The 25,395-nt window shown below is 33.7% G+C and carries 24 protein-coding genes and 1 tRNA gene; 13 read left to right on the top strand and 12 right to left on the bottom strand.

Annotation, left to right across the window (positions count from 1 at the left end; genetic code table 11):
- Positions 1-15 precede the first annotated feature (15 nt).
- From CW752_RS02790 to CW752_RS02780, 3 genes are all read left to right on the top strand, one after another.
- Positions 16-1,119, top strand: coding sequence for a helix-turn-helix domain-containing protein (locus CW752_RS02790; protein ID WP_101238273.1), 1,104 nt, complete (start codon positions 16-18; stop codon positions 1,117-1,119).
- Between the two features lie 143 nt (positions 1,120-1,262).
- Positions 1,263-2,048, top strand: coding sequence for an SDR family NAD(P)-dependent oxidoreductase (locus tag CW752_RS02785; RefSeq protein WP_101238272.1), 786 nt, complete (start codon positions 1,263-1,265; stop codon positions 2,046-2,048).
- A gap of 43 nt (positions 2,049-2,091) precedes the next feature.
- Positions 2,092-3,060, top strand: a complete 969-nt coding sequence (locus CW752_RS02780; RefSeq protein WP_101238271.1) for an NAD-dependent epimerase/dehydratase family protein — start codon at positions 2,092-2,094, stop codon at positions 3,058-3,060.
- Between the two features lie 95 nt (positions 3,061-3,155).
- Here CW752_RS02780 and CW752_RS02775 read toward each other — a convergent pair whose 3' ends face one another.
- The 7 genes from CW752_RS02775 to CW752_RS02745 form a co-directional block, all read right to left on the bottom strand.
- A complete protein-coding gene (locus CW752_RS02775; protein WP_228401589.1) occupies positions 3,156-4,739 on the bottom strand; it encodes a hypothetical protein in 1,584 nt (527 codons plus the stop codon).
- 7 nt (positions 4,740-4,746) lie between these two features.
- Entirely contained in the window at positions 4,747-5,322 is a 576-nt protein-coding gene (locus CW752_RS02770) for a hypothetical protein (protein ID WP_101238270.1), read from the bottom strand.
- Positions 5,323-5,804: 482 nt separating this feature from the next.
- Positions 5,805-6,164, bottom strand: coding sequence for a DUF4180 domain-containing protein (locus tag CW752_RS02765; protein ID WP_101238269.1), 360 nt, complete (start codon positions 6,162-6,164; stop codon positions 5,805-5,807).
- A gap of 34 nt (positions 6,165-6,198) precedes the next feature.
- Positions 6,199-7,041: a peptide chain release factor N(5)-glutamine methyltransferase gene (prmC, locus tag CW752_RS02760; protein WP_101238268.1), complete on the bottom strand. Its 843-nt coding sequence runs from the start codon at positions 7,039-7,041 to the stop codon at positions 6,199-6,201.
- On the bottom strand, positions 7,042-7,800 hold the full coding sequence (gene yaaA, locus CW752_RS02755) for a peroxide stress protein YaaA (protein ID WP_101238267.1): 759 nt from the start codon (positions 7,798-7,800) through the stop codon (positions 7,042-7,044).
- Complete coding sequence (locus tag CW752_RS02750; RefSeq protein WP_101238266.1) at positions 7,797-8,507, bottom strand: CPBP family intramembrane glutamic endopeptidase; 711 nt, start codon at positions 8,505-8,507, stop codon at positions 7,797-7,799. Before CW752_RS02750 ends, yaaA begins: the two co-directional genes overlap by 4 nt.
- A 50-nt stretch (positions 8,508-8,557) precedes the next feature.
- On the bottom strand, positions 8,558-9,169 hold the full coding sequence (locus CW752_RS02745) for an L-threonylcarbamoyladenylate synthase (protein ID WP_101238265.1): 612 nt from the start codon (positions 9,167-9,169) through the stop codon (positions 8,558-8,560).
- Between the two features lie 101 nt (positions 9,170-9,270).
- Here CW752_RS02745 and CW752_RS02740 point away from each other — a divergent pair.
- Positions 9,271-9,343: transfer RNA gene (locus tag CW752_RS02740), tRNA-Met, on the top strand.
- Positions 9,344-10,278: 935 nt separating this feature from the next.
- Positions 10,279-10,833 (top strand): GNAT family N-acetyltransferase, encoded by a 555-nt coding sequence (locus tag CW752_RS02735; RefSeq protein WP_101238264.1) that lies wholly within the window; start codon positions 10,279-10,281, stop codon positions 10,831-10,833.
- A 63-nt stretch (positions 10,834-10,896) separates the two neighbouring features.
- Here CW752_RS02735 and CW752_RS02730 read toward each other — a convergent pair whose 3' ends face one another.
- Complete coding sequence (locus tag CW752_RS02730) at positions 10,897-11,481, bottom strand: hypothetical protein (protein WP_101238263.1); 585 nt, start codon at positions 11,479-11,481, stop codon at positions 10,897-10,899.
- A 333-nt stretch (positions 11,482-11,814) separates the two neighbouring features.
- On the opposite strand from CW752_RS02730, the gene CW752_RS02725 reads away from it, so the two are divergent.
- The 4 genes from CW752_RS02725 to CW752_RS02710 all read left to right on the top strand — a co-directional run bounded on the left by CW752_RS02725 (position 11,815) and on the right by CW752_RS02710 (position 16,016).
- Positions 11,815-12,180, top strand: coding sequence for a BlaI/MecI/CopY family transcriptional regulator (locus CW752_RS02725; protein WP_101238291.1), 366 nt, complete (start codon positions 11,815-11,817; stop codon positions 12,178-12,180).
- A gap of 5 nt (positions 12,181-12,185) precedes the next feature.
- The gene (locus CW752_RS02720; RefSeq protein ID WP_101238262.1) at positions 12,186-13,961 is read left to right on the top strand and encodes a M56 family metallopeptidase; all 1,776 of its coding nucleotides are present in this window, start codon (positions 12,186-12,188) and stop codon (positions 13,959-13,961) included.
- Between the two features lie 57 nt (positions 13,962-14,018).
- Positions 14,019-14,924: a GLPGLI family protein gene (locus tag CW752_RS02715; RefSeq protein ID WP_101238261.1), complete on the top strand. Its 906-nt coding sequence runs from the start codon at positions 14,019-14,021 to the stop codon at positions 14,922-14,924.
- Positions 14,925-15,149: 225 nt separating this feature from the next.
- Positions 15,150-16,016 (top strand): GLPGLI family protein, encoded by an 867-nt coding sequence (locus CW752_RS02710; protein ID WP_101238260.1) that lies wholly within the window; start codon positions 15,150-15,152, stop codon positions 16,014-16,016.
- 182 nt (positions 16,017-16,198) lie between these two features.
- Here the strand turns inward: CW752_RS02710 and fsa are convergent, their stop codons facing one another.
- On the bottom strand, positions 16,199-16,852 hold the full coding sequence (gene fsa, locus CW752_RS02705; RefSeq protein WP_101238259.1) for a fructose-6-phosphate aldolase: 654 nt from the start codon (positions 16,850-16,852) through the stop codon (positions 16,199-16,201).
- A gap of 250 nt (positions 16,853-17,102) precedes the next feature.
- Between fsa and CW752_RS02700 the strand changes: the two genes are divergently transcribed.
- Positions 17,103-17,591, top strand: coding sequence for a YdeI/OmpD-associated family protein (locus CW752_RS02700; RefSeq protein WP_101238258.1), 489 nt, complete (start codon positions 17,103-17,105; stop codon positions 17,589-17,591).
- A gap of 34 nt (positions 17,592-17,625) precedes the next feature.
- Here CW752_RS02700 and CW752_RS02695 read toward each other — a convergent pair whose 3' ends face one another.
- A complete protein-coding gene (locus CW752_RS02695) occupies positions 17,626-18,171 on the bottom strand; it encodes a tetratricopeptide repeat protein (RefSeq protein WP_101238257.1) in 546 nt (181 codons plus the stop codon).
- Between the two features lie 189 nt (positions 18,172-18,360).
- Between CW752_RS02695 and pepE the strand changes: the two genes are divergently transcribed.
- The 3 genes from pepE to CW752_RS02680 all read left to right on the top strand — a co-directional run bounded on the left by pepE (position 18,361) and on the right by CW752_RS02680 (position 21,721).
- Positions 18,361-19,059: a dipeptidase PepE gene (gene pepE, locus CW752_RS02690; RefSeq protein ID WP_101238256.1), complete on the top strand. Its 699-nt coding sequence runs from the start codon at positions 18,361-18,363 to the stop codon at positions 19,057-19,059.
- A 111-nt stretch (positions 19,060-19,170) separates the two neighbouring features.
- A complete protein-coding gene (gene dacB / locus CW752_RS02685) occupies positions 19,171-20,544 on the top strand; it encodes a D-alanyl-D-alanine carboxypeptidase/D-alanyl-D-alanine-endopeptidase (protein WP_101238255.1) in 1,374 nt (457 codons plus the stop codon).
- A 7-nt stretch (positions 20,545-20,551) separates the two neighbouring features.
- Positions 20,552-21,721, top strand: coding sequence for a sensor histidine kinase (locus CW752_RS02680; protein ID WP_101238254.1), 1,170 nt, complete (start codon positions 20,552-20,554; stop codon positions 21,719-21,721).
- A gap of 183 nt (positions 21,722-21,904) precedes the next feature.
- Here CW752_RS02680 and CW752_RS02675 read toward each other — a convergent pair whose 3' ends face one another.
- Entirely contained in the window at positions 21,905-23,761 is a 1,857-nt protein-coding gene (locus CW752_RS02675; protein WP_101238253.1) for a peptidase M61, read from the bottom strand.
- Between the two features lie 136 nt (positions 23,762-23,897).
- Positions 23,898-25,395, bottom strand: a 1,498-nt coding sequence (locus CW752_RS02670) for a M1 family metallopeptidase (protein ID WP_101238252.1), incomplete at its 5' end; no start/stop codon positions are given.

Below are 25,395 nucleotides of genomic sequence, written 5' to 3'. Positions count from 1 at the left end.
AAAATATCAGGACCAATGAACCCATCAGAATTCAACAGTTTCATCGTGATACTTATCTATGGTTCATTGGTTTTGCTTTCTTTTCTGAAGCTGGCCAATCCCTTAAAGGTAAACCGTAAAGCCAATTTTTGCTTTGGAATTTTCCTGTTTTTATGGTCTACTTTCTGGATGGATGAAGTTCTGTTTTTAATAACGGGTTCCGTGGTTGAGTTTCAATCTCTGTTTTTGGTTCGGTTTATACAGTTTTTGACACCTGTTTTCTTTTATTTCAGTGTACTATTTTATACCAATCCCTCTTTTACATTTAAAATAACAGATCTTAAATTTCTTGTATTCCCAATTGCTTTTTTAATATGTCTTTGGTGCATTAGACTAGGTTACAATACTCCTTTTGAATATCTGAGTATTATGCTGATTCTTGCCCAGGCATTATGTTATACAGGAATCTCTTATATTACGATTAGAAGGCATCAGCGAAAGATTCAACAATTTTCATCAAATACAGAAGGGATTGATTTGAATTGGCTGGAGTACATTATTTTGGTGCTCTTTATGGTGAATATCATCTATGTGATGTATAACCTGTTTTATAATCCGACTTCATTGAACTTCTTTATCAATGCTATTTTTCTATTGGTTGTCTATTGTGTAGGTTATTATTCGTTGAAACAAAAGGAAATTTATCCTCTCGAAGAAAATCAACGCAAAGAATTAATTTCTATCAATGAAGATAGCGATTTGGAGGAAGTAAAAAGAAAGTTGATCTCTGATGAAGAATTATTTAAAATTAAAGAACAACTTGAAAACATTATGGCTATTCAAAAGCCTTATTTGGATAGTGAGCTGAATCTTATCAGACTTGCTGATATGACTGCTGTTTCAACCCATCATTTATCCTACGTAATTAATACAGGGTTTGAAAAGAATTTTTTCCAATACGTCAATGAGTACAGAGTTGAATATGCTAAACTTCTTCTAAAGGAATCAAATAGCAAATTATCAATTTTAGGAATCGCTTATGAATCAGGATTCAATTCGAAGACTTCTTTTAATACTACTTTTAAAAAAATAACGGGGCAAACCCCTTCCGAATTCAAAAAAACAGGTTCCGATTTATAAAGTTTTACTTTTTTGTTTTTATAACTCGTTTAATTTCAGTTGTTTATTTGTTTTTAGTTGACGGTTTGAAAATAGGTTCATTCAGATAATCCGGAACATTGTATGAGTGTTTCATAGATAGATTTGTATTATAATTTATTTTTATGAATACCGAAGAATCATATGCTGTCATTACAGGAGCAAGTCAGGGATTAGGGAAATCATTTGCTGAAAATCTTGCCAAAAAACACATTAATGTTATTCTGGTCAGCCTGCCGGATCAGAATTTGCAAAAATTATGTCAAGAACTGGAAGATACCTATCAAATAAAGGCCTATTACTATGAAGTTGATCTTTCTATAAATGAAAATGTGATAAAGCTTACAAAATGGCTGAATGCCTCTTTTGATATTTATATTCTGATCAACAATGCAGGACTTGGCGGAACCAAAAAATTTACTGAAGCTAGTTCTGATTATATTAATGCAATTTTACAGGTTAATGTAGCCGCTACTTCTTTGATTACTCATCAGTTGCTTCCTAATCTTTTAAAGCAGCCTAAAGCCTATATTCTAAATGTTTCCAGTATGGCAGCTTTTTCTCCGATTGGTTTTAAAACAGTATATCCTGCGTCCAAAACTTTTATCCATTCATTCTCGAGAGGATTACATGAAGAACTGAAAGATACCAATGTTTTTGTAAGCGTTGTCAACCCCGGAGCTATGAGGACCAATGCAGATGTTTGTGAGAGGATTGAAAAACAAGGTTTTCTGGGGAAGCTGACACTTCTAGATCCGGATAATGTGGCTTCGTACAGTATTCGTCAATTATTTAAGAAAGATTCTGTAATTATGGTAAATCCAATCAGCTGGCTGATCATGAAGATACTACCGATATGGATCAAGCTTCCTTTGATGACACAAGCCATAAAAAGAGAGATTGAAGCATGAGATTAATATTGGCAAATAGCTTTAGAAAAGGATATGGTAGCGTATGAAAAAAGTTTTTGTAACCGGGGCCACCGGTCTTTTAGGAACCCATGTAATGATTAAATTATTAAAAGATGGTTATTTTGTTACTGCTCTGGTGCGCAAGAAAAGCGACTATTTGGATAAAAAAAACGAGAATCTGAAATTTGTTGAAGGAGATAGATCGACAGATGTATCGTCATACCTTCGAGAGATTGATGTTATTGTCCATATAGCAGCGGAAACCCGCCAAAATTTAATTCATTATGAGGAGTATAGAACAGTAAATTATGATTTTACGGTAAATTTATTGACGCAGGCGGAGTTATCCGGGGTTAAAAAGTTCATATTTATAAGTTCTGCCAATACCTTAGGATATGGAAGCAGGGAAGATTCCGGGCATGAAGAAAAACCACAACAATATCCTTTTACAGTATCTTTATATGCTCAAAGTAAGTTGGAAGCAGAAAATTATCTTTTAAAAAATGCTCAAAATACGGAGGTAGTTATTCTCAATCCAACCTTTATGATTGGAGCTTTTGACAATAAGCCAAGTTCAGGGAAAATCATTTTTTGGGCATGGAAAAAGAAATGGATTTTCTATCCGAAAGGCGGGAAGAATTTTGTTCATGCAGAAGATGTAGCTGATGGGGTGGTAAAGGCAATCCAAAAAGGGAAAAATAGGGAAAAATATGTGCTGGCTAATGATGATCTTAGCTACAAAGAATTTTTTACTAAAATAAATAAAATTACCCACCAAAATCCCATGATGATACCTATCCCCAATATCCTGTTGAATGTTTTGGGCAGATTAGGTGATGGTATGAGAAGGTTTAAAATAAAAACGAATCTTAGCTCAGTCAATATGAAAGCACTTCAGGTTTTTAATTATTATTCTAACCAAAAGTCAAAAGACGAATTAGGGATGCATTATCAGTCCACCGATAAGGCTATAGCAGATGCCATTGAATATTTTGAGAAAAAGGAGACTTAACTTTTAAACTTAACAGATTTAAAAATTCTTAACGGTTTAAAATATTCAGCAGCTGAAATAATAAAAAAACCAGCAGTAGAATGCTGGTTTTAATTTTATGGATTAGTATATATTTTTTGAGTTACATTTTTATTAGAAACCACACAGGATTTACTACAATTGTTAGAGTTTGAAATATTAACCTGTACCAAGGCTGGCATTGATCTGTAACTTTCATCATTATAAGGACTTTCAGTTCCGTTTCGTCCTCCTCCTTTAATGTCATACATTATTTTTGCAACTCCGGTAAATCCATTGGCAGGTTTAAAAGACAACCTTCCTGTTGAAGGATAATAAGTCCATGTGCCTTCACTGTTGGTATATACTCCACCTACAATGTTTGGAATGACAGCTCCATTGAGATCCAAAAATCGGAATGAATTAAAATCGATATTATCATAAGATGCTACCGGCGGGTTTTGGCCGTTTAGGGAAGTGTAAGCGACGTCATTTAATAATGGAGAATAAGTGGACTTTATATTAGGACAGCCGGCAAACAAATCATCCGTTACTTCAGCAGAATAGGGTCTGGTAACACCCAGGTTTTTTAATAAGTGTATATTTTTAGCATCTCCTGTAGATGCAGCAAATCCAATTCTGAAAGTGGCCGGAGGAGAAGTGTCTAAAGTTCTTACCTGTTTGTTGTTATACGTCCATGACCATGTGAAATAGTTAAAAATCGGGTATACATTTTCAGTATACTTTAAGGTTGGGGGGTAATAATAATTATCAATTACTTTTTCTTTAACGTTTCCATGCTGTATTTCAAGGGTAATATTATAGCCTCCGGTAGGATTGGGAACCAATGTTACATATGCTTTCCGAAATCTTACGTCAGTGTCATTTTGAGGAATTGAATTTCCACCATTTTCAACCGTAAACTGTGTAAGATCGGTTCTTTGGGCCCCAACGTAATTTCCTGTTTGAACATCCAAATAAACAGAACGATTATTACTGGAAGGAGAAGCATTCGTTGCAGTAGTATAGAGTAGAGGATAGCCATTATATCCTGCTGATTCGGAATTGGGAAGATCTTGGTTTCCACGCTTAGCTCTTAAGGTAACATTATTGCGGAAATCTGCTAAGGTGGTACCAAAAATTCCATTTCTTCTTCTGTCGGATTGATTAAAAGTCGTTTTAAAATTTCCGAATTCATCCAGACCAATGCCTAAATAGGCTCCTCTTAATCCTTCCATACTTTGGCTCCCCCGAATAAAAGTATAACCTAATCCACCTCCAAAATATCCAAGATTAAGCTGTTGCTTAGGGATGGATCCATCTATGAGAAATATGGAAATCCCATCTCCGCCATTTGAACCTCCTCCATAAATAGCATATTCAAACTCAAATTTAATTCCCTGGTTGCTTTTAAAGATTCTGTCTGCAAGGATAACACCTCCGGATATATTGTTTATATTACGAGTTAATCGCAGACCATCTGTTGTAAAGGTAGCGTCATTTTGAACACCACTTGTTGTTACTTTGTAGGCTTCCTGGGGTTGTAATCCCTGGGTGAAATTAACAAAATAAGGATATCCTGTCCCTTGTTCATTTTGTGCTGAAATAAGTTGAGAAAGAATTAACAGCAAAAAAATCAACAGAAGCTTTGTGTGTTGTAAAACTTGATTATTTTTTGTCATCATTCAATTATTTTACCACAAAAACAATATTAATAAAAGAACAATCGGTTGCAGCTGCTTTCACATCGTATGTCATTACGCCGCTATCAGAAATAGATATATTACTGAATACATTCGGATCAGCATCCGTTACATAATAATAAAGGTCACTACTTGAAGGGAAATAAGGAATGGAAGAAGGTGCACTGGTACTTTTCGCTTTTGGCGATCCAAACTGATTTTTATAAAGAGTATACAAATCTTTAGTCTGTCCGGAGGCATTTTGAGAAGTATTGAAGGAAACACTTGGCATATAAAACATTCTGACAGCATTTCCACTAATGCACAGCCAATCCGGGCTGGTAGGAGTTCCCACGTTTTGGCTTAAACATTTCTTATCAGTATCATAAATAATAAGAGAATGTGCCGGATTAGAAATTGCATCTCTTTTGGTAGTAGTGAGTCTGGGAATCAAAAGCCCTTTATTTTGACTGTAAATATCCAATGCAGCACTTCCATCCGGAGTGGGTGTATTAATCCCAACCTGTGCTAATGTAAACGGACTAAACAATAAAAATGTAATGAATAAGAAAAGATTTTTCATCGTGTGTGATTTTTTTGTTAATGATAATTTTTTTAATATTTGTTAATGACTTTAAACAACGGGTAATCATGACAATTCTTTTTGAATGGTCTTATAATTGAGTATCGAAATACAAAAGATGAATCCTAACTTCGATAAAAGCAATGGTTAATCACCTCCTAAAGCAAGAAGTAATTTTGTCTTTACTGTTTATGGATAGATTTGAGGAAAAATGTAATGTATGGATAGACTGCCCTGGGCATCTATCACTATTAGAAATAGTAAAATTCATAATCCTTGTGTTTTTTTCAAAAGTACAAATAATTTTGTTAACTATCTTGTTTTGTGATGATTAAATTTATTTTTGTTGAGATTATTAATCAATCAATCTTTTTATCTGAATAATTTTATCCGTTAGATAATCTATTGATTGAATTTATGCACAAGTTGGTATGGGAAATAAGTCGGATTTATTTCCTTTTTGAATAAAAAATTACAAATAATTACCTTGTGGCTCTCTCCAAAGCCTCTTCTAATGTTTCTGAAAAATTGATATGTCTGGCTGTATTGCTTTCAAAAATAAAGTCATTCAAACTTTTACTTTTATATTTTTTGACATTCCCAATAATGGATAATCCGATTCGGTAATTTGAGAATTTTTGAAGAATTTCACCTGCTATTTTTGTCTTCAGATCAAAAAAATCAGGAGTTATGTTTTGCTCATAAAGAATGACTTTATCAAATCCCTGATAATAAATATCACCCATTAAGTCTAATCCATCCTGAACAGATTGGATGATTATTTCATCGGAAATTACCTCTGCAATTTTTATATTATTGATATTGTGTGATTTGATGAACATGGTATTAATTTACTTTTAATGATACAAAAAAGAACTATTTTGTCCCATAGATGAATCTGTCATTTTCAGATAAATCTTTTAGCAATTCCGCCCTGGAAAAGTAAGAGTATAGCTCTAAAGTTTCCGGACCTAATTTCTGATTGATTTCTAAGAATAACATTCCTCCGTCTTTCAAATGGTTTTTAGCATCTTCCGCAATTTTTTTGTAAAAGATCAAAGCATCAGAAGTAGGAGAGAAAAGTGCCATAGTAGGTTCAAATCCTTTCACCGAATCTGCAATGTCAATCTCTTCTTCAATTCCTATGTATGGTGGATTGGAAATGATGATATCATATTTTTCCTCAAGCACAAAATGCAGGTAGTCAGTATGAATGAAATTAACTTCCAGATGATGGTGGTCCGCATTTCTTTTAGCAGTTTCCAAAGCTTTTTCTGAAAAATCTATTGAAGAAACTTCAGCATCAGGAAAATATTTTTTTAAAACCAATGGAATGACTCCGCTTCCTGTCCCGATGTCGAGAATTTTTAAACCCTTAGTCTTTACATTTTGAATCTCCCGAATTGCCATTTCCAGCAACTCCTCTGTTTCAGGACGGGGTATCAATACATTTTCATCTACGAAGAATGTCATTCCATAAAACTCGGTTTCTCCTAGAATTTGTTGATAAGGTCTACCGGTCTTTAATTCTGCAATCAAATGGCAAAGCTGCTTCTCGTCGTCAATCAAAAGGTTCTGCTCAGAAAACCTTCTTTGCTGAAAAGAATCAAAGCCTACAATTTTATGAATAAATAGAGAGGATAAAAAAGCGCTTTCCGACTCAGTATAAAGGTCGGAAAGTTCTGTTTTTAAATATTGTTTATATGCTGAGATCGTCATTTATCTTGTAAAAACCAGTTTTGTATCTGTAGATTTTTCTTCATCGATTCTGTATCCTTCATAGTTGAACGCTTTCACGTCATCCAATGTTTGTGCGTTAGTTTCAGCACAGAATCTTACTACGAGTCCTCTTGCGTGCTTTGTATACACTACAATTGTTTTAAGTTTTCCATCTTTTAATTCATAAAAATCAAAATCGATAACCTTATGATTTAATTTTTTTCTGTCAATGACTTTTCCATATTCATTGCTAGCCAGATGAAGAAGGATTTCACCTTTTTTCATTTCAGAATTCAGTTGAGTAGTAATTTTTTCTCTCCAGAATTCATATAGATTTTTGTATTGATCAAACTCAAAAGGACGCCCCATTTCAAGTCTGTATAGCATTACTTTATCGGAAGGTTTTAACAAACCGTATAATCCGGAAAGCATTCTGTAATTTTTTTGCAGATAATCTACAGCAGTTTTGTCCAGGGTTTTTGCATCCAAACCTCTGTAGACTTCTCCTGTAAAAGCAAACATTGCCGGAGCAGATTCTTTAGACGTAGGTTTGGATTTCCATTTTTGATTTCTTTCCCAGTTTTCATCAGCCAGTTTAGACGAAATCTCCATAAGTTCGGAAAGATATTTCGGAGTTTTTTGTTTTAAATAAGATTGTATAAAAGCTGAGTCTTCAATGAATTTTGGAGTTGTAGATTTCAACAAATCCGTTGTGTTTTCTACGTTCATTAATTTCGCAGGTGATGTTATAATTTTCATAATGTTAAAAATGCAGATAAATGTTTAATTTCTGTAAAATTCATAATCATCAGAGACACAAAGTCAAACATAAAGTGACAGATGATGAGAATTTTAATATTGGAATATAATTTATAAAACATGGCAAAAACGGCTCCAATAAAGAAAGGTACAACAATCTGACCTATCGTTCCGTATGTGCTGTGCAGAATTCCAAATACAATCGCTGAGATGATAACCCCTGCAATCGGGCTGTTGTATATTTTCTCAATTCTGGGCTGCATATATCCCCGCATCAGAAGTTCCTCCACAGCACCTGCCGTAAAGCATGTAAAAATAATTAAAAAATAATCATTTTTGAAAATAGAAACCAGTTGAAGAAGTTTATTACTCGTTTGTTCATGGGTTGAAATTCGGATTATTACATTTAAAAAAGCACCACCTATTGCGCAAATAAGATACAAAGAAATGACAGCTTTTATATAGAATCCGATAGAATATTTTTTTTCTTCTTTTAATAAAAAAGGTTGCTTTTCAATGAAAAGGTTGTATAAAAATACAACACCTAGCACAATCCATATGACAATCCTACTCAACAAAAAGTTGTTGGATGTAATACCCTTTGTTCCCGTAATGATACTTACAATAGGAAAAATATAGAGCATCACTGCAGCCAGAAGCATAAAAGTGAGTAAAATTCCTATAGAATATTTCCCAAGAACACTCATAATCCTAAATCGATCAAGTTTATATTTTAATCTAATCGTTAAATTTTAAACTAAACAATTCCTTTTCCCTGGCGGATTACCTCCGGTTCTCCTGAAGTAAGATCTACAATGGTTGACGCTACATTATCACCATATCCTGAATCAATGACAATATCTACAAGATGGTCGTATTTTTCAGCGATAAGTTCGGGATCTGTAGAATACTCAATGATTTCATCATCATCCCGGATGGAAGTAGAGGCAATTGGATGACCCAATTTTTCAACGATAAGCTGAGGAATCGGATGATCAGGAACACGGATACCAATTGTTTTGTGACCTTTATAGGCTAAAGGTAAGCTTTTGTTGGCTTCAAGGATAAATGTAAAAGGACCTGGAAGGTGGCTTTTCAGAAATCTGAAAACCGAAGTGTCAATGGGTCTTGTAAAGTCAGAAAGATGGCTGAGATCGTTACAAATAATCGAAAATTTAGCTTTATCAAGCTTCATTTTTTTCAACTGAGCCAGTTTTTCCATGGCTTTTATATCAAAAATATTACAGCCTAATGCATAAATAGTATCCGAAGGATAGATAATCAGTCCGCCATTGTTTAAAGTTTTAATAACCTCATTCACAAGATTTTCCTGTGGGTTGTCCGGGTAAATTTTCAATATTTTTGCCATAAAACAAAGATACAAATAATAAAATAGTTTTCATAAAAGTCCTTTATTTAAAAGAAAAATTAGGATTTTAAATAAAAAGTCGTACATTTGCAATCCAATATCGCGGGATGGAGCAGTAGGTAGCTCGTCGGGCTCATAACCCGAAGGTCATCGGTTCGAGTCCGGTTCCCGCTACTAAATTAAATGAGAGAAGCAAACTATTGCTTCTCTTTTTTTATTGAATAAAGTTGTAGGACTTGGCAGTTTTAAAAAGGATTAAACGGGGTCAGTCTCAAAATCTGTGTGGAATATAATTAGGACCGTCTCAATATTTGGGATTAAGTATTGTGTCATTACAATGATGTAATAAACTTAAATGTGTCCGATTTTATAAACGCAAAGACCCTATTCGGATTCCTTTATATAAGAAGTAAGCAAAGAAAAGGCGACAAAGTCGCTGAATAAGCTATATGGATATACGTACGCTTAGAAAGAATCAATGAAATTGATTCCATCTTTGCTCCCTAAAAATAACCTGTTAGATATTGAAAGTCCTTTGCGTAAAATGTATAAGGTATAAATATCTAATCCCATAACTTTTGCTCTTGATGCATGATTATCAGAAAAGTAGTTTTAGTTCTACATATGAGAGGGATTAAATTCTACAAGCATCCTTTTCCTGAAAAGGAAGATAGTTTTTATTTTTGTCTGGTTCTCATGGGTCAGAGATAGGACAGCTGATCTTGCAGAATGCATGCAAAAATAATCTCCGTCTTTTTTCTACTTTTTCCCTCTAAGGTTTTATGATTAGTACACAAAACTATTTTCCGACGGAGATTTTTGCTTTTTTACATCCAAATTATTGTTGAAATCCGAATTTTTCCTTTCAAAAATTATATACTTTGGTCTTAGCATAAAGATTTAGAGGCCTGCAAAATGATTTTTACATAATATCTCGCTTGTTTGTAAAGTTATTTTTCAAATTTTATATAAAATTGATTGAGAATTTGATAATTTATTCACGGCATAGTGAAAAATATAGACTAAATGTTGTGCATGAATAAATGCTTTTAGAAATTTGAAGAGTGCAAAATCTATGATAACCTGCACTCACACACAAATTTTAAAATATGAAAACATTTACAACCAAAACAAATCAGGAAATCCAAATCAGACTTGCAACTCTTATGGACCTGGAATCTATTCAGAAATTAAACAGGAAATGGATAATAAGTTCTCTGGACACAGAAAATAAACAAGATGGTTTTTTGTATTGTGAGCCTTTTACACCTGAAGATCTTGCTAATATCATTAACGCTCAGGAGATGGCAGTTGCTCTTGTAGATGAAATGATTGTAGGGTATTATATTAATGATAATTTTTCATGTGCTCACAATCAGTATAAAAGTGTAATTGCCGAATTTAAGAGAAACAATATCATTTCTCAACATGCAAGGGTTTCAAACAGGACACAAATCGTTGTAGAACGCGATTTTCAAAGATTAGGAATTCCGAAGGCAATGCTTGAGTTTCTTAAACCTTATTTAAAACCCAAATTTGATCACCTTTTTTCAATAGTAATTAATGAGAATCCCAAAGTCATAGCCCATCAGAAAGCCGGTTGGGAGGTTATTGGAAAAGATACGTCCAGCTATTATACTTTATACAATTTAATAAAAGACTAGGCAGTATATAAAAAAGAGAACCACGGAAGTGATTCTCTTTTAATTTTTATTTGAATGATTTCATTATTGAGCCAATTGGGCGTATGGAGCAAGTTTATTATCATCAGCCATTGTCTGATCTAAAAACTCTCTTTTTTGATCCGCTTTCATTCTTCCTGCAGCATCATTCGCATTGAAGTAAGCTTCACTGAGTTTTGTTGCAATTTCAGCAGGTTTAAAATTAAATTTTGTATCTCCTTCTACTCCCAAATATCCATTTTTTCTCGTCAGGTTTGTGATATAATTATTATAATTAATGAATGTATTTCTCAGATATTGTGTATGGTATTCCATACATTTTTTAGCTTTTTTAGAAGAATTATTCAAAATACAGTTCTTCATATTGTTTCTGTATAAAAACCATTCAGATTCCAGGATACCATACTCTTTTCCTACCATAATCTTTCCATTGGTAACAATATTATTATCACCTTCTTTTGTAGCAATAGCCTGAAGATGCTGAATAACTAACGGAACGGTAGCTTCGACTTTTGATTTTGTATCTTTTAATACACTTAGATCAGCAGCCGGTGAATCTTTCTTTTTTTGAGCTGTAGTAACATTAAAAATAAGCAGTAACAGTACAATCAATAAATTATATCTTTTCATGAGAAATTTTTAAAGCACTAAAATAAATATAATTTCTCGGTTTAAACAAATTCATTTTAATTTTATTTAATAAAATTTAACAAGTTTTAAGAATTTGCATATGAAATCACTCTTTTTCTGCTGATTAGATAGGTGTTGAATTCGGTCTCTTAAAAAAATAATATATTTTGAGTAAATTTATTTCGTTGATTATCAATCATTTGTGTATTTTTAGTTTTTATCACTAAAAAAATAGTTGTTTGGATCAAATTTATTTCTACATTTGTATAACTAATTTCTTAGTGATATAAGATCTATTGATTTTCTATCACTTGAATGATAAAAGAACAGGATATGAAAATTCAGACTTTAACAAAAGCAGAAGAACAGGTAATGCAGTATTTATGGAAACTGGAAAAAGGGTTTCTTAAAGATATTCTTGATCTTTTTCCGGAGCCTAAACCTCATACCAATACTGTTTCTACAATTTTAAAAGTGTTGAAGGACAAAGAGTTCGTGGATTATCAGGTACACGGTAGACAACACGAATATTTTCCTTTGATTTCAAAAGAACAGTATTCAGGGAAGACGATGAAAAGTCTTGTGAAAAATTACTTTAAAGGTTCTTATAAAAGTGCGGTTTCATTTTTAGTGGAAAAAAATGAAATGACTGTAGAGGATCTTGAAATACTTTTGGACGAACTTAAAAAGAAAGACTAACAACCATGGAAGCTATCATTTTATATTTTATAAAAGTAATTATATGTTCGGGTGTAATGTTTCTGTATTATCAGTTGTCTTTAAAAGACAAGACATTTCATCATTATAACAGATTTTATTTGTTATCTGCTATGTTGATATCGTTGCTGTTGCCACTTATCAAAATAGATGATTTTACAGTAGAAGTGAATAGTGATGTATATATGCTTCTTGCAAAGATTCAAAAGTTTAATACAGAAAAAAACGTAAACAATGGTAACCTTTATTTTAGCATTATTTTTTCAGCTCTGGGACTGGTTTCTCTCTATTTTTTAGGGAAACTGATCTATGGGATTTTTAAAATCCAGCAGTTTAAGACACAGTTTCAGAAAGAAAGTTTTGACGGGATTAATTTTTACCGTACAAACCTGACCGAAGCTCCATTTTCTTACTTTAAAAATCTTTTCTGGAAGAATACAATTACGTTAGATTCGGACACAGGAAAGCAGATTTTAAAGCATGAAATGGTACACATTGAACAGAAACATTCATTTGATAAAATTTTTATTGAAGTGATTACTTCCATATTCTGGTTCAATCCGTTTTTTCATATCATTAAAAAAGAAATTAGCTTAATTCATGAATATCTGGCTGATAAAAAAGCCGTAAAACATTCGGACACCAAAGCATTTGCGCAGATGCTTTTAGCAAGCCACTTTTCCGGAACACAGTTGCCTGCTGCCAGCCCGTTTCTAAGCTCAAACCTTAAAAAAAGACTTAAGATGTTACAAAAACCAAAAACCAAATTCGGATATGCGCGAAGAATTCTAGCTTTGCCGGTCGTATTTACCATAGCTTTTGCTTATCTGGTGAATGCCAAGAACAGAGAAATTGAAGAAACCAACCTTTCCATTAAAAAAGTTGTTTCAGAAATCAAAAAAGATACTGTAAAAGAAAAAGAAGAACAAAAAGAGAGAACAGAATTACCTGATCCAGATGAATCCAATAAAAAATTGACAGTACTTCAAAAAAAGATTGATACAAAACAAAAAGAACTGAGTAAATTAAATCCTGATAGCCATGCTTTTGAAAAAAAGATGGAAGAAATAGATGATTTAGTTTCTGCAATGACCGAGATTACCAATGAATCTACCCAACATGTGGAAGAGTATTTTAATTCTGCCGAATGGAAAAACCAGATGAAGGAGCTAGAAAACATGGACCCACTTGATAAGAAAGAGGTTGCCAAAATCAAAAGAGAGGCTAGAAGAGCTGCTAAAGAAGCTGCAAAAGCTCAAATAGAAGCAGCAAAAAATATGAAATACGCCAAAATTGAGGGTGAGAAAGCAAGAAGAGAAGGAGAGAAAGTGAGAAAAGAAGCTGATAAACTCAGACAGGAAGCCGATAAAGCAAGACTTGAAAGTGATCAGATTAGACTTGATACCGATAAAATAAGAAAAGAGGCTGAAAAAGCGAGGGTAGAAGCTGAAAAAATAGCCAGGGAGACTGCAGGTAAATATTTTAAAGAAGCCAATTTTACTACTGTGAATACTGAACCAAAGATCATTGTTATGCAAGCTGATTTCATCAAAAAAGAAGGAAATGGAAATATGGCAATGAATGGTATTAAAAAATTCAAAGTGACCGGTTGGGATAATGTAAAATATTACATAGATGGAAGAGAAACTTCTAAAGAAGAAGTGAATAATCTAAAACCGGAAAATATCGCAAGTATGAATGTGATCAAAGAGAGTATTGTAAAAGGTACACAAAATGAAATAAGAATTCAGACAAAAAAATAATTTTTTAGTAAGCTTTGTTGATGTAAAGTCTGACAAAGCTTTTTTTATCATCCAATTATGAAAAGTAAAATTCTGTTTTTTATGCTACTGGGCATATTGGCCAATGCCCAAACCAATAGGTTTTTTTATGAATACAAGTTTATTCCGGATTCCAATAATAAAGGAGATGTAAAGAAGGAAATGATGCTGTTGGATATTGATAAAGATGGTTCCAGCTATTATAGCCATGATAAATTTGTGGCAGACTCTATAGGAAAAGCGGAGCTTGAAAAACAGCTTAAAGCCGGAGGAGGAAGTATAAGTGTTAATAGAAGAGAAAAGCCGGGACAGGTTTCTTACAAAGTAACCAAACAATACCCAGATTTTAAAACCTATCTTTTCAGAAGTGTCTCTATGGATCAGTATAAAATACGGGAAGATCAAAAACCCGACTGGAAAATTTTACCTGATAAGCAAAAGATCGGAGAATATAATGCTCAGAAAGCAACAACAAATTTTGGAGGAAGAGAGTGGACAGCCTGGTTTACAACAGAGATTCCTTTCCAGGATGGACCTTATAAGTTTTATGGACTTCCGGGGCTTATTGTAAAAATAGAAGATACAACAGGTTCTCATAGTATGACACTTGTGGGCAACAAAACCATAAAAACTCAGGAAGGAGAGAAAGAAATACAACTTCCTGAGAATATAAAAATACTGGGATTGGGAGGAAAAGACATTGAAGTAACCAAAGATCAGTTTAAGAAAGTATGGAAAGCCTATGCAAATGATCCTACCAAAAATATGAGAGAAATGATGATGAAAAATGGTAGCGAGTCAGGTTCCAAAGTTTCTTTTAAAGTGAAAACATCAGATGGTAAAGAAATTTCAGACCCTAATCAGGTATTCAGAGAAATGGAAAAAAGAACGAAAGAAGTTCTGCAAAAAGATAATAATCCGATTGAACCGGATCTGGTGAATTAAAATTATATCTTTATTTTTATCGAAACAGGAAGCATTGAGTTGACTCCTGTTTTTTTGTTTAAAAGGAATTAAGTTGAGAAGTCAAATCTTTGAATATGAGAAATATTCATTACTTTTAAGCCTTATTCAGAGTGTAAGAAATAGTGAGGTAATATTATCAACTGAATCAACCTTAAACTTTAAACCTTGAACTTTGAATTTAAAATCACCAAACTCAAAATAATCATGAAAAAACTAATCGTCGTATTTATTCTATTGCTGAGTATGATTATGAACGCTCAAAATCAACGATTTATTTATGAATACAAATATGTTTTAGACTCTACGGCTAAAGATAAACCCGAAACTGAAATAATGCTTTTGGATGTGGTGCCTAAAGGATCAAAGTTTTACAGCAAAGATTCCTTTGAGACAGACTCTCTTATGGCAGCTGCTATGGAGAAACAACTTCAAGCAGAAAGTTCAGAAATAGATTTCTCAAAAATTAAAAATAAAGGTAAGGTTTATTATAGTGTTGAAAAGATGTATCCGGATTATTCTGTCAATTTTTTCAACAATTTGGCTGCGGATGAATATATGGTTCAGGATAGTAGAAGACAAGAGTGGAAAATTCTTTTAGATAAGGAAAAAATTGGAATATTTACTACTCAGAAAGCTATTTGTGATTTTGCGGGAAGAAAATGGACGGCTTGGTTTACGATAGATTTACCTATTCAGGACGGACCCTATAAATTTTACGGACTTCCGGGGTTAATTGTAAAGCTTGAAGATGCCACCAAAACACATTCTTTCGAATTAAAAGGAAGTAAAAAACTTCCTGTAGGGTATGAATGGCAAAGCACTAAAGAAAAGGAACGATTCAACCAGCTTGTTACGCTCAGTGAAGTAAAATATAAAAAGACATTTAAAGATTATCTTGAAGATCCGATGAAAAGTGAAAGACAGATGATGGCCCAAGGGATAGTTCTTAAAGAAATAGATGAATCAGGGAAATTAACAGATCGTAAGGATATAAAAAATGATCGGGAAAAGAAGATGAAAAACGATCTGAAAAAACAAAATAATATATTAGAGCTAGATCTGTTGCAATAAATATAATGTTTCTAAAAATAAAAGAGGCTGTTTCAAAAGTCAAATAATTTGGCTTTTGTCATTCTGACGAAGGAAGAATCTCTTTGACAACCAATTATATGAGATTCTTCACTGCATTTCATTTCATTCAGAATGACACTTTTGAGACAGCCTCTTTTTTATATCTAAATTGTTGTCAATTCTTATGCTAATTTCTGAGAATCTGCAATAAACTGAGCCAATCCGTTGTCTGTTAATGGGTGCTTTAATAAGCTCAAAATTGGAGGAAGTGGAGATGTAATAACATCAGCACCAATTTTAGCACAATCGATGATATGCATAGAGTGGCGAATAGAAGCCGCCAGGATTTCAGTTTCGAACATGTAGTTGTCAAAAATTAATCTGATTTCCTGGATAAGATTTAATCCATCTGTAGAAATATCATCTAATCTTCCCAGGAAAGGAGAAACATAAGTTGCTCCTGCTTTTGCTGCCAAAAGAGCCTGTCCTGCTGAAAAAATCAATGTACAGTTCGTTCTGATTCCTTTGTCAGAAAAATATTTTAAAGCTTTGATACCGTCTTTGATCATCGGGATCTTTACCACAATATTTGGGTGGATCGCAGCCAATTCGTCTCCTTCTTTGATCATTTCTTCATAAGTGGTAGAAAGTACCTCTGCAGAAATATCTCCGTCTACAAGTTCGCAGATTGCTTTGTAATGGTTTTTGATTGCTTCAGCTCCCTGAATACCTTCTTTAGCCATTAATGAAGGATTGGTAGTTACACCATCTAAAATTCCAAGGTCTTTAGCTTCTTTGATTTGCTCTAAATTAGCTGTGTCAATAAAAAATTTCATTTTGATAAATAGATTTATTTGTTACAAAGATAGGGGAATTAATTGAGTTATAAATGATGAATTAGAAATTATAAGTATGGGAATTGGAGTTCCGGAGTTGAGAGATTGGTTTGAGTGTGGGAGTGTTTTAGAGTGAGTGGGAGTGGAAGAGTAAGAGAGTCTGAGAAAGGAAATATATCAAAAAAATAAATTGAAATAGATATGAGATTCAGGTCTATTTCCTAATTTTGAATGCATATCGCTAATTCTCATGAATAAAAACAGTTTTAAAGCAACCTTGGAAATCATTGGAATCAATCCTTTTGTATTTGTCCCGGATGAAGTACTGAATCAGATTTTTGAAGATTCGGGAAAGAACAAAAGCCCAATTCCGGTAAAAGGTACTGTAAATGGAAAAGATTTTAAACAAAACCTGATGAAATATTCAGGAGAGTGGAGGTTGTATATCAATTTATTCATGCTTAAAAATTCTCCGAAAAGGATAGGGGAAACTATTGAGGTTACGGTAGAATATGATAATACCGACAGAAGTATTTCCATTCATCCAAAACTGGAACAGGCAATTAAAAATAGTCATCTTGCGACGGCTAATTTTGAAAAGCTTATCCCATCAAGAAGGCATGAACTGATTCGGTACATCAATAATTTAAAAACAGAAGCCGGTATACAACGGAATATTGAAAAAATCATTCGACACCTGCACGGAGAAACAGATTTCTTTGGAAAAAAGATTGATTAGAAATAAAAAGACCGGAAATTTTCCGGTCTTTTTATTATGAATTTAGAGTTTTGCTAAGTTTAATAGCGTCTTGGTTTGTAGGGTCATATTGTATAGATTTAGCAATATGTTCTTTTGCTTTATTAGGATCACTTTGCTGTTCTGCAAAGGCAATATAAAAATAAGCATATGCCAGATTCTTTTTATTCTGTTCCACTTCTTCAGGTTTTACAGTGGCAATATACTTTTCATAAGCAATTTTTGCGTTGGCATCGTCTTTAGCAGATTGATAAGCATAGGCCTGGCTATAATAAGATGGAGCCCAATCTGGTAATAAAGCCGATATTTTTTTCCAGGTATCAACAGCGTTGGCCCAATCTGATGCTTCCTGATAAGCAGCTGCTAATTTAGCTAATGATTCCGTGTCCTTTGGATTGGTTTCAATTTGCTTTTTAAGACCTTCAATAGTAAGGTTGGTGGATTGACTTGTTGTTGGATTTGTATTTTCCCCCTGAGTTGTTTGTGCATTGACAAAACTTGCCGTTCCTACAAAGATTAAACCTAAGAACAGATTTTTAATATTCACTTTCGCCATTTTCATAATCGTATATTTTTAAAATTCTGAATTCTAAAATTCAATAATAATTCCATAAACCTTCAAATTTTAGAAGCTTTAGGCTTTTTTAGAAAATATTAACGGATAAAACGATTTTTTTAATTTAATTTTTGATTCGTTGATATTTGGGTCTATCTTTGTGTTTCAACTATTTTTTTAATATAATTTTCTTGTATGAATATCATATTAGCATCAACTTCCACACTTTTTGGTGGAGAATATCTGGAATACTTAAGAGAGGAATTAATTCAATTATATAAAGGAATTGACGAGATTATATTTATCCCTTTTGCCAGACCCGGAGGAATTTCTCATGACGATTATACTGCAAAAGCACGTTCTTTTTTTGAAACAATCAATATTAAGGTAAAGGGGCTTCACGAATTCGAAAATAAAACAGAGGCTATTCATCAGGCAAAAGGATATTTTACAGGAGGAGGAAACACTTTTTTATTGGTAAAAACCTTACATGAGGAAGGGCTAATGTCTGTCCTTAAGGAAAACGTAACCAATGGAAAATCATATTTAGGATGTAGTGCAGGGAGTAATATCGGTGGACAAAATATGAAAACAACGAACGACATGCCGATCGTTTATCCACCAAGCTTTGATTGTATGGGGCTGGTTCCGTTCAATATCAATCCACACTACCTGGATCCGAATCCCGATTTGAAGCATAACGGAGAAACCAGAGAAACCAGGATCAGGGAATTCCTTACCCAAAATGATATTAAAGTGGTGGGATTAAGAGAAGGAAACTGGATCAGAAGAATTGGAAATACCATTAGTGTTGAAGGAAATGAGCTGACCAGAATTTTTGAGAAAGGTCAAGAACCTTACGAAATAGAGGCTGGAAGTTTACTGTCAGAATAAATTCTTATTTTGTTATATTTGATTAAGATTTAAATTCATAAAATGTTTTGTGAACAGTATTTTGATGTGAAAAATTATGGCTGGCAAAACAATCAATAAACCCACAATGCAATGAAAAAAACACTTGCTGTTCTCACTCTTTCCGTGCAGATGATTTCTGCTCAGAATATGGCTCAAAAATTAGATAAAGCAACTAAAGATCTTATGGATTCTTCGGGCGCTGTTGCTGCTAATTTATCATTTTATGTGTCAGATGAAAATGGTAACCTTATTTATGAATATCAAGGTAATAAGGGGCTTTCAACTGCTTCTACCCAGAAGATTTTTACAGCAGGTGCCGCATTGGAAACTTTAGGCAAAAATTATACTTATAAAACAACTTCAAGCTATTCCGGAAATGTATCCGGAGGTGTATTGAACGGGAATCTCTTTATCAGCTCAAATGGAGATCCTACTCTGGGAAGCTGGAGATATGATGCTTATAAGCCCGAAAATTTTAAAAAGAAACTGATCGAAGCTATTAAAACTTCCGGAATCACAAAAATATCGGGAGATCTAGTGATTGATGATTCTTATTTTGACCATCAGACGATTCCTGGAGGTTGGCCATGGGACGATCTTGGAAATTACTATGGAGCAGGGGTTTGGGGAATCAACTGGAAGGAAAATCAGTTTGATATCAATATTAACGGAACTGATTTTAAAGGTTTTTCATATCCCTTAGAAGGGGTGAAGTGGCTTAATGATCTGAAATCCGGTGGAAGCTCAGATCAAAGCTTAATCTTTACAGCACCTCACTCTGAAGTAGCATTAATCAACGGGATGCTTCCCGGTGGAAAAACAGTAACAGTTTCCGGTTCTACCCCTAACCCTCCTTTGCAGCTAGGTGTCGAAGTGAAACAATGGTTAAAAGAAGCAGGGATTGAGATTTCCGGAAAGACGGTAACCAACTCACAATTGGAAATAGAAGGTAAGCAAGCTTTAGAAGCTCCGAAAAATAATATTATTCTGACTTATGAATCTCCCACGTTAGATAAAATTGTTTACTGGTTTTTGAGAAAAAGTGTAAACCTATACGGAGAAACATTGATTAAAACTCTGGGAAAAGAAAAGAAAGGAAATTCTAGTTTTAAAAGTGGTGTCGCCTTTCTTAAAGACTTTTGGAAATCAAAGGGAATCAACTCGAATATGATCAATTTTGCAGATGGAAGTGGGCTTTCTCCTCAAAATTATGTATCAGCAAAAGCCGAAGTCCAGGCTTTATTATATGCCAAAAAACAATCTTGGTTTGAAGCCTACTATGATGGTTTCCCGGTTCAGGATAACGGAATGAAAATGAAGAGCGGTACGATGAGAGATACTAAATCTTTTGCAGGATACCAGACAGCAAAAGATGGTAAGAAATATGTTTTTTCGATCATCATTAACAATTATCAGGGAAGTGGAAATACGGAGTTGCAGAAAATTTTGAATGTTTTAAAATAAATTTTGAATGAAAAACCGTCCGCTTCTATCAAGAATTAATAATTTGTTTGTGTTTACAATATTAACAATTGTAGTTGTTGCGTTAATTGTATCATCCAATTTCCTCATCAAAAATTTAAGAGAAAAAGAAGCTGAAAGAATAAAAGTCTTTGCTACAGCAATCAAAATTTTACAGGATAATCAACAGAAAAGTTCGGAAACTCAAGAACTTATATTTGCAATTCTTACAGAGAATGATCAAATTCCATCGATCCTTACAGACGAAAACAAACAACCTTTTTTATTTGAAGGAAGTTCCAGAAATATTGCCAAGGAAATTTTGAAAAACCCTAATGAATTAAGTAGATTAATTACTAAAATGGAAAGTCATTATGATCCTTTTGAGATTGAAGTTGCTAATGGAGGTAAACAGTTAGTATTCTACGATAATTCTGAATTGCTTAATAATTTAAGGTACTACCCGTATTTTTTAGGATTATTCATTTTATTATATTTACTATTTGTTTTTTGGTTTTTAAGAACAGTAAAAAAAACGGATGAAGGCTATCTTTGGGCAGGATTAGCAAAAGAAACAGCACATCAGATCGGAACACCTTTGTCATCTATGATTGGCTGGATGGAAATTATGAAAATGGACAATCCAGTGCCTGATGGAGTTCATGAAATGGAAAAAGATGTTGAAAGATTAAGAACCATTTCCGAAAGATTCTCCAAAATAGGTTCTGTTCCGGAACTGAATGACATGAACTTCAATGAAACGATTCAGGAAAATTTTGATTATTTAAAAACAAGAATTTCAAAGAAAATTAACTTTACCCTACATCTTCCAACCTATACACTTTTAGTACCTCATAATAAAATCTTGATGAGCTGGGTGATAGAAAATTTGGTGAAAAATGCGGTGGATGCCATGAAAGGAGAAGGTACTATTGTAATGTCTATTTTTGAACGAAACAAAAATATTCTGATTGAAGTAAAAGATACCGGAAGCGGTATGACTAAACAACAGGCAAGAAATGCATTTAAGCCAGGGTATTCTACCAAAAAACGCGGATGGGGACTAGGATTATCATTAGCGAAAAGAGTAGTTCAGGAATACCATAATGGGGATATCAAGATTTCTCAGACTGAAGTAGGAAAGGGAAGTACTTTTAGAATTACCATTAAAAAAGAGTAAGTGAAATATAAAAAAACTCACTAGATATCAAACATAAAAAAAGCGGTTGTTCTCAAAAGTGTCATTCTGAACGAAATGAAATGGAGTGAAGAATCTCAAACAATTAATTATCAATGAGATTCTTCCTGCGTCAGAATGACAAAAACCAAAATTATTTGACTTTTGAGACAACCGCTTTTGTATTTATTTTTTGCCAGTGAGCCACTGATTTTGTAGTTTCTGTTCTGCCGGACTTGGATTCGCTTTGAATGAAGGAGTTTCCATAGTCATTTTATCCAGAATAGCTTTTCCTTTCAGGATCATTTTTTCTTTCTTTCCTGCGTTATCTCTTAGGATGGTTACGCTAACGTCTTGTCCTTCTTTAATGGTTTGGGTATAACCAATAAAAGATTGAACGTTTTTAATATCCACCGTTTTTCCATCTAAGGCAAGTACTTCATCTGTAATTTTAAATCCGATACTTTTTGCGAATGGAGACAAAGCTGAATTTTCATCAAAAGCAAAAGCATTGTTTTTCTCATCAAAACCTGTCTGGTTTGGATCTTTAATAAACCAGAAAAGAGGACGGCTTTCCTGCTTCTGAATATCTACCCCTACCATACTCAGGTATTCTGCATAAGGTGTCGGCTGGCTTCCTGCAATATATTTATTATAAAAATCTTTTATTTGCGGATATCCGGTTACGGTCACCAATTCATCAATTAACTTATCATCTTTGAAAGGTTTATTTTCTCCGAATCTTTGAGATAACTTTCTGATCATGTCACGATATCCCATTTCTCCATTGGATAGTTTTCTCAATTCAATATCCAGACACATGGCTAAAAGAGCTCCTTTTTCGTATACATTTCTGTACTGATCTTTGTATCCTTCTTTTAAAACATTTTTACTCATTACCGTAAACGGCATCGTATCATTATAATTCTTGGAATTGGTGATTTTTTCACCGATTCTCTGAAGGAATTCATCTTTATTGATCAAACCTTCCTGGATCTGGAATAAGTTGGCAAAATATTCTGTTCCTCCTTCATACATCCATAAATGCTGAGACATCTTTGGATCTGCATAGTCGAAATAATGAATTTCTTCAGAATGAGTCTTCAAAGGATTTACAGTGTGGAAAAACTCATGAGACACAACATCGGTAATGGTTTTATCGATTGCATCTTTTGGCATTGCTTCCGGAAGTACAACACTTGTAGATTCGTGATGTTCTAAAGCTCCGAATCCTTTAATCTGAGGTCCGTCGCCTCCGGATAAATAAAGCATGATCGCATACTTTTTATTGGTATTCATATCCCCTAAGAATTTCTTTTGGGCGATTACCATTTTTTCAAGATTATCTTTAAAATCTGCAGCTTTATATTTTCCGGTAGGAGAGTAAACGCCTAATACCAGCTCCATTCCTCCTGCGTTAAAAGCAATATAATCCGGTTTAGTATACATCAATGGAGAGTCTGTCACCTTAGCATAATTAGCTAAAGTAAAAGTATCTGTAGCCTCTGATTTGTCCTGATCTACCAAAGCGGTTGTTCCATAGAAACCGGTAGGCTTTTGGACAACCAATTGGTAAGGAACATCCTGCATATTATCAATATACCCAATAAATCCATGAGTATTGATCATGTACACTTTTCCTTCTTCAATATCAGTTCCTGAAGGGGAGAATACCGCTTTATGTTTAGAAGTGTTCATCTCTTCATCAAAGCTGTCATTAACGAGGTAAGTAACCTTGCTTAAATTCTGAGCATTTTTTAAAGAATAGGTATTGTCATTAACTTTTGTATACGTAAGCTCATTACCTTTATTGTCGTAAAACTTGATTCCTTCTATAAATCTTCCATAGTCGTCTTCAGAATAAGTACCGGGAACTGTTTTAGGAAAATGAAATTTCACATCACCAGACTTCATCTTAGGGAATTCCATCGTTACGGCTACTTTATCATCTTTCACATTGATGAGATCAATGGTTGTTTTAATAGACTGTGCATTCGCTAAAAAAGCGGCAAAAAGGCCTAAGCTAAGTGCTATTTTTTTCATTAAGATTAATTTTATAGTTAAATAGTTGCTTTTTTACTCATTTTGTTACGGAACAAAGTATTAAACTTTTCTTAAATTTTAAACTCAAGAAAGCAAAAAGGCAAACTTGCTGTTTGCGAATTTGCCCTTTGCTTATTTACTGAACGTCCTTGTAATCGATATAATAATTATTATTCCATTCAACCGGAGTATTTTTCTTTAGCTTTACAGTTTGCCATTCCTCGGTTGGATTGATGGTTTGATCACCATTATTGATTATGACAGGAAGTTTTAAATTCTTGACCACATCTGTATATCTGAATTTCAAATTATCCCCATTTTGAACATATTCTAAAGTAGGAATTTTTATTGTTCTTAAGTATTGATCAAAAACACCGGAAAAGTCAATTCCTGATTGAGATGAAATATAATCTTCGACCTGCTTTGTTGTGACAGTTTGATGATAGAATTCTTTATTCAATCCTCTTAAGATCTGTCTGAATTTTTCATCATTGTTAATGACTTGTCTTATGGTGTGGATCATATTGGCACCTTTAGGGTACATATCCCCACTTCCTTCGTTTCGTACTCCGTACTGACCGATAATCGGGATGTCATTATTGATGATATTGCGGATGCCGATAGCATAGATGTCTGCCGATTTTTTGTCCATATATTTTTCAGTAAAAAGAACTTCGGAATAATTGGTAAAGCTTTCATGAATCCACATATCTGCCTGATCTTTTGCCGTGATATTATTGGCAAACCATTCGTGGCCACTTTCATGAATAATGATAAAATCCCAATTCAACCCTACTCCTGTTCCTGAAAGGTCTCTTCCAAGATAGCCATTCTGATAATTATTTCCATAGGCAACACTACTTTGGTGTTCCATTCCCAGATAAGGAGAATCCACAAGTTTATAAGAATCTTCATAAAATGGATAAGGGCCAAACCAGTATTCAAAGGCAGAAAGCATAGGTTTTACCTGTTGGAATTGTTTCTTTGCCTTATCTAAATTATAGTCCAATACCCAATAATCTAAATCCAATTTTCCTTTTTCCCCATTATAAGTATCCTTAAAGTTCACATACTTACCAACATTCGGGATAATGGAATAAGCATTAATAGGATTTTTTACCTGCCAGATATAAGTGGTTTTATTTCCATTCGTTTTTTTATCGATCAACCTTCCGTTTCCAACCCCTACAAGATCATTGGGAGTAATGATTTTCATGACAATCCCATTATCAGGTTCATCGCTCCAGATATCTTTAGTAGGAAGCCATATAGAAGCTCCGATTCCTTCGTCTGCAACACTCATCCAAGGATTTCCCTTTTCATCTTTTGTGAAAACCCAACCGCCATCCCATGGTGCTTTTTTAGCAATGACCGGATTTCCGGAATAGGTAACGTCAATAGTGTATTTTTCTCCTTTTTTAAACTTTTTATTAGCTGTGATAAAAATGAAATCTCCATCCTGCTTATAAGTGGTAATGGGGAAATTACCTTCTACTTTATCCGCCTTCATAGGTTGTCGAAGGTCAATCTGGAATACAGGATTGGTAACATCTTTAATGATTTCAAAACTTATCTTATTGTTTCCTTTAATACTTTTCTGTTCAAAATCTGGTTCTACGGAAAGATCGTATTTT

This window comes from Chryseobacterium sp. PMSZPI, from assembly GCF_002835665.1.
In the GTDB taxonomy this organism is placed as follows: domain Bacteria; phylum Bacteroidota; class Bacteroidia; order Flavobacteriales; family Weeksellaceae; genus Chryseobacterium.
Note: the sequence above shows the minus strand (reverse complement) of the source record. Positions and strands in the feature narration are given on the sequence as shown.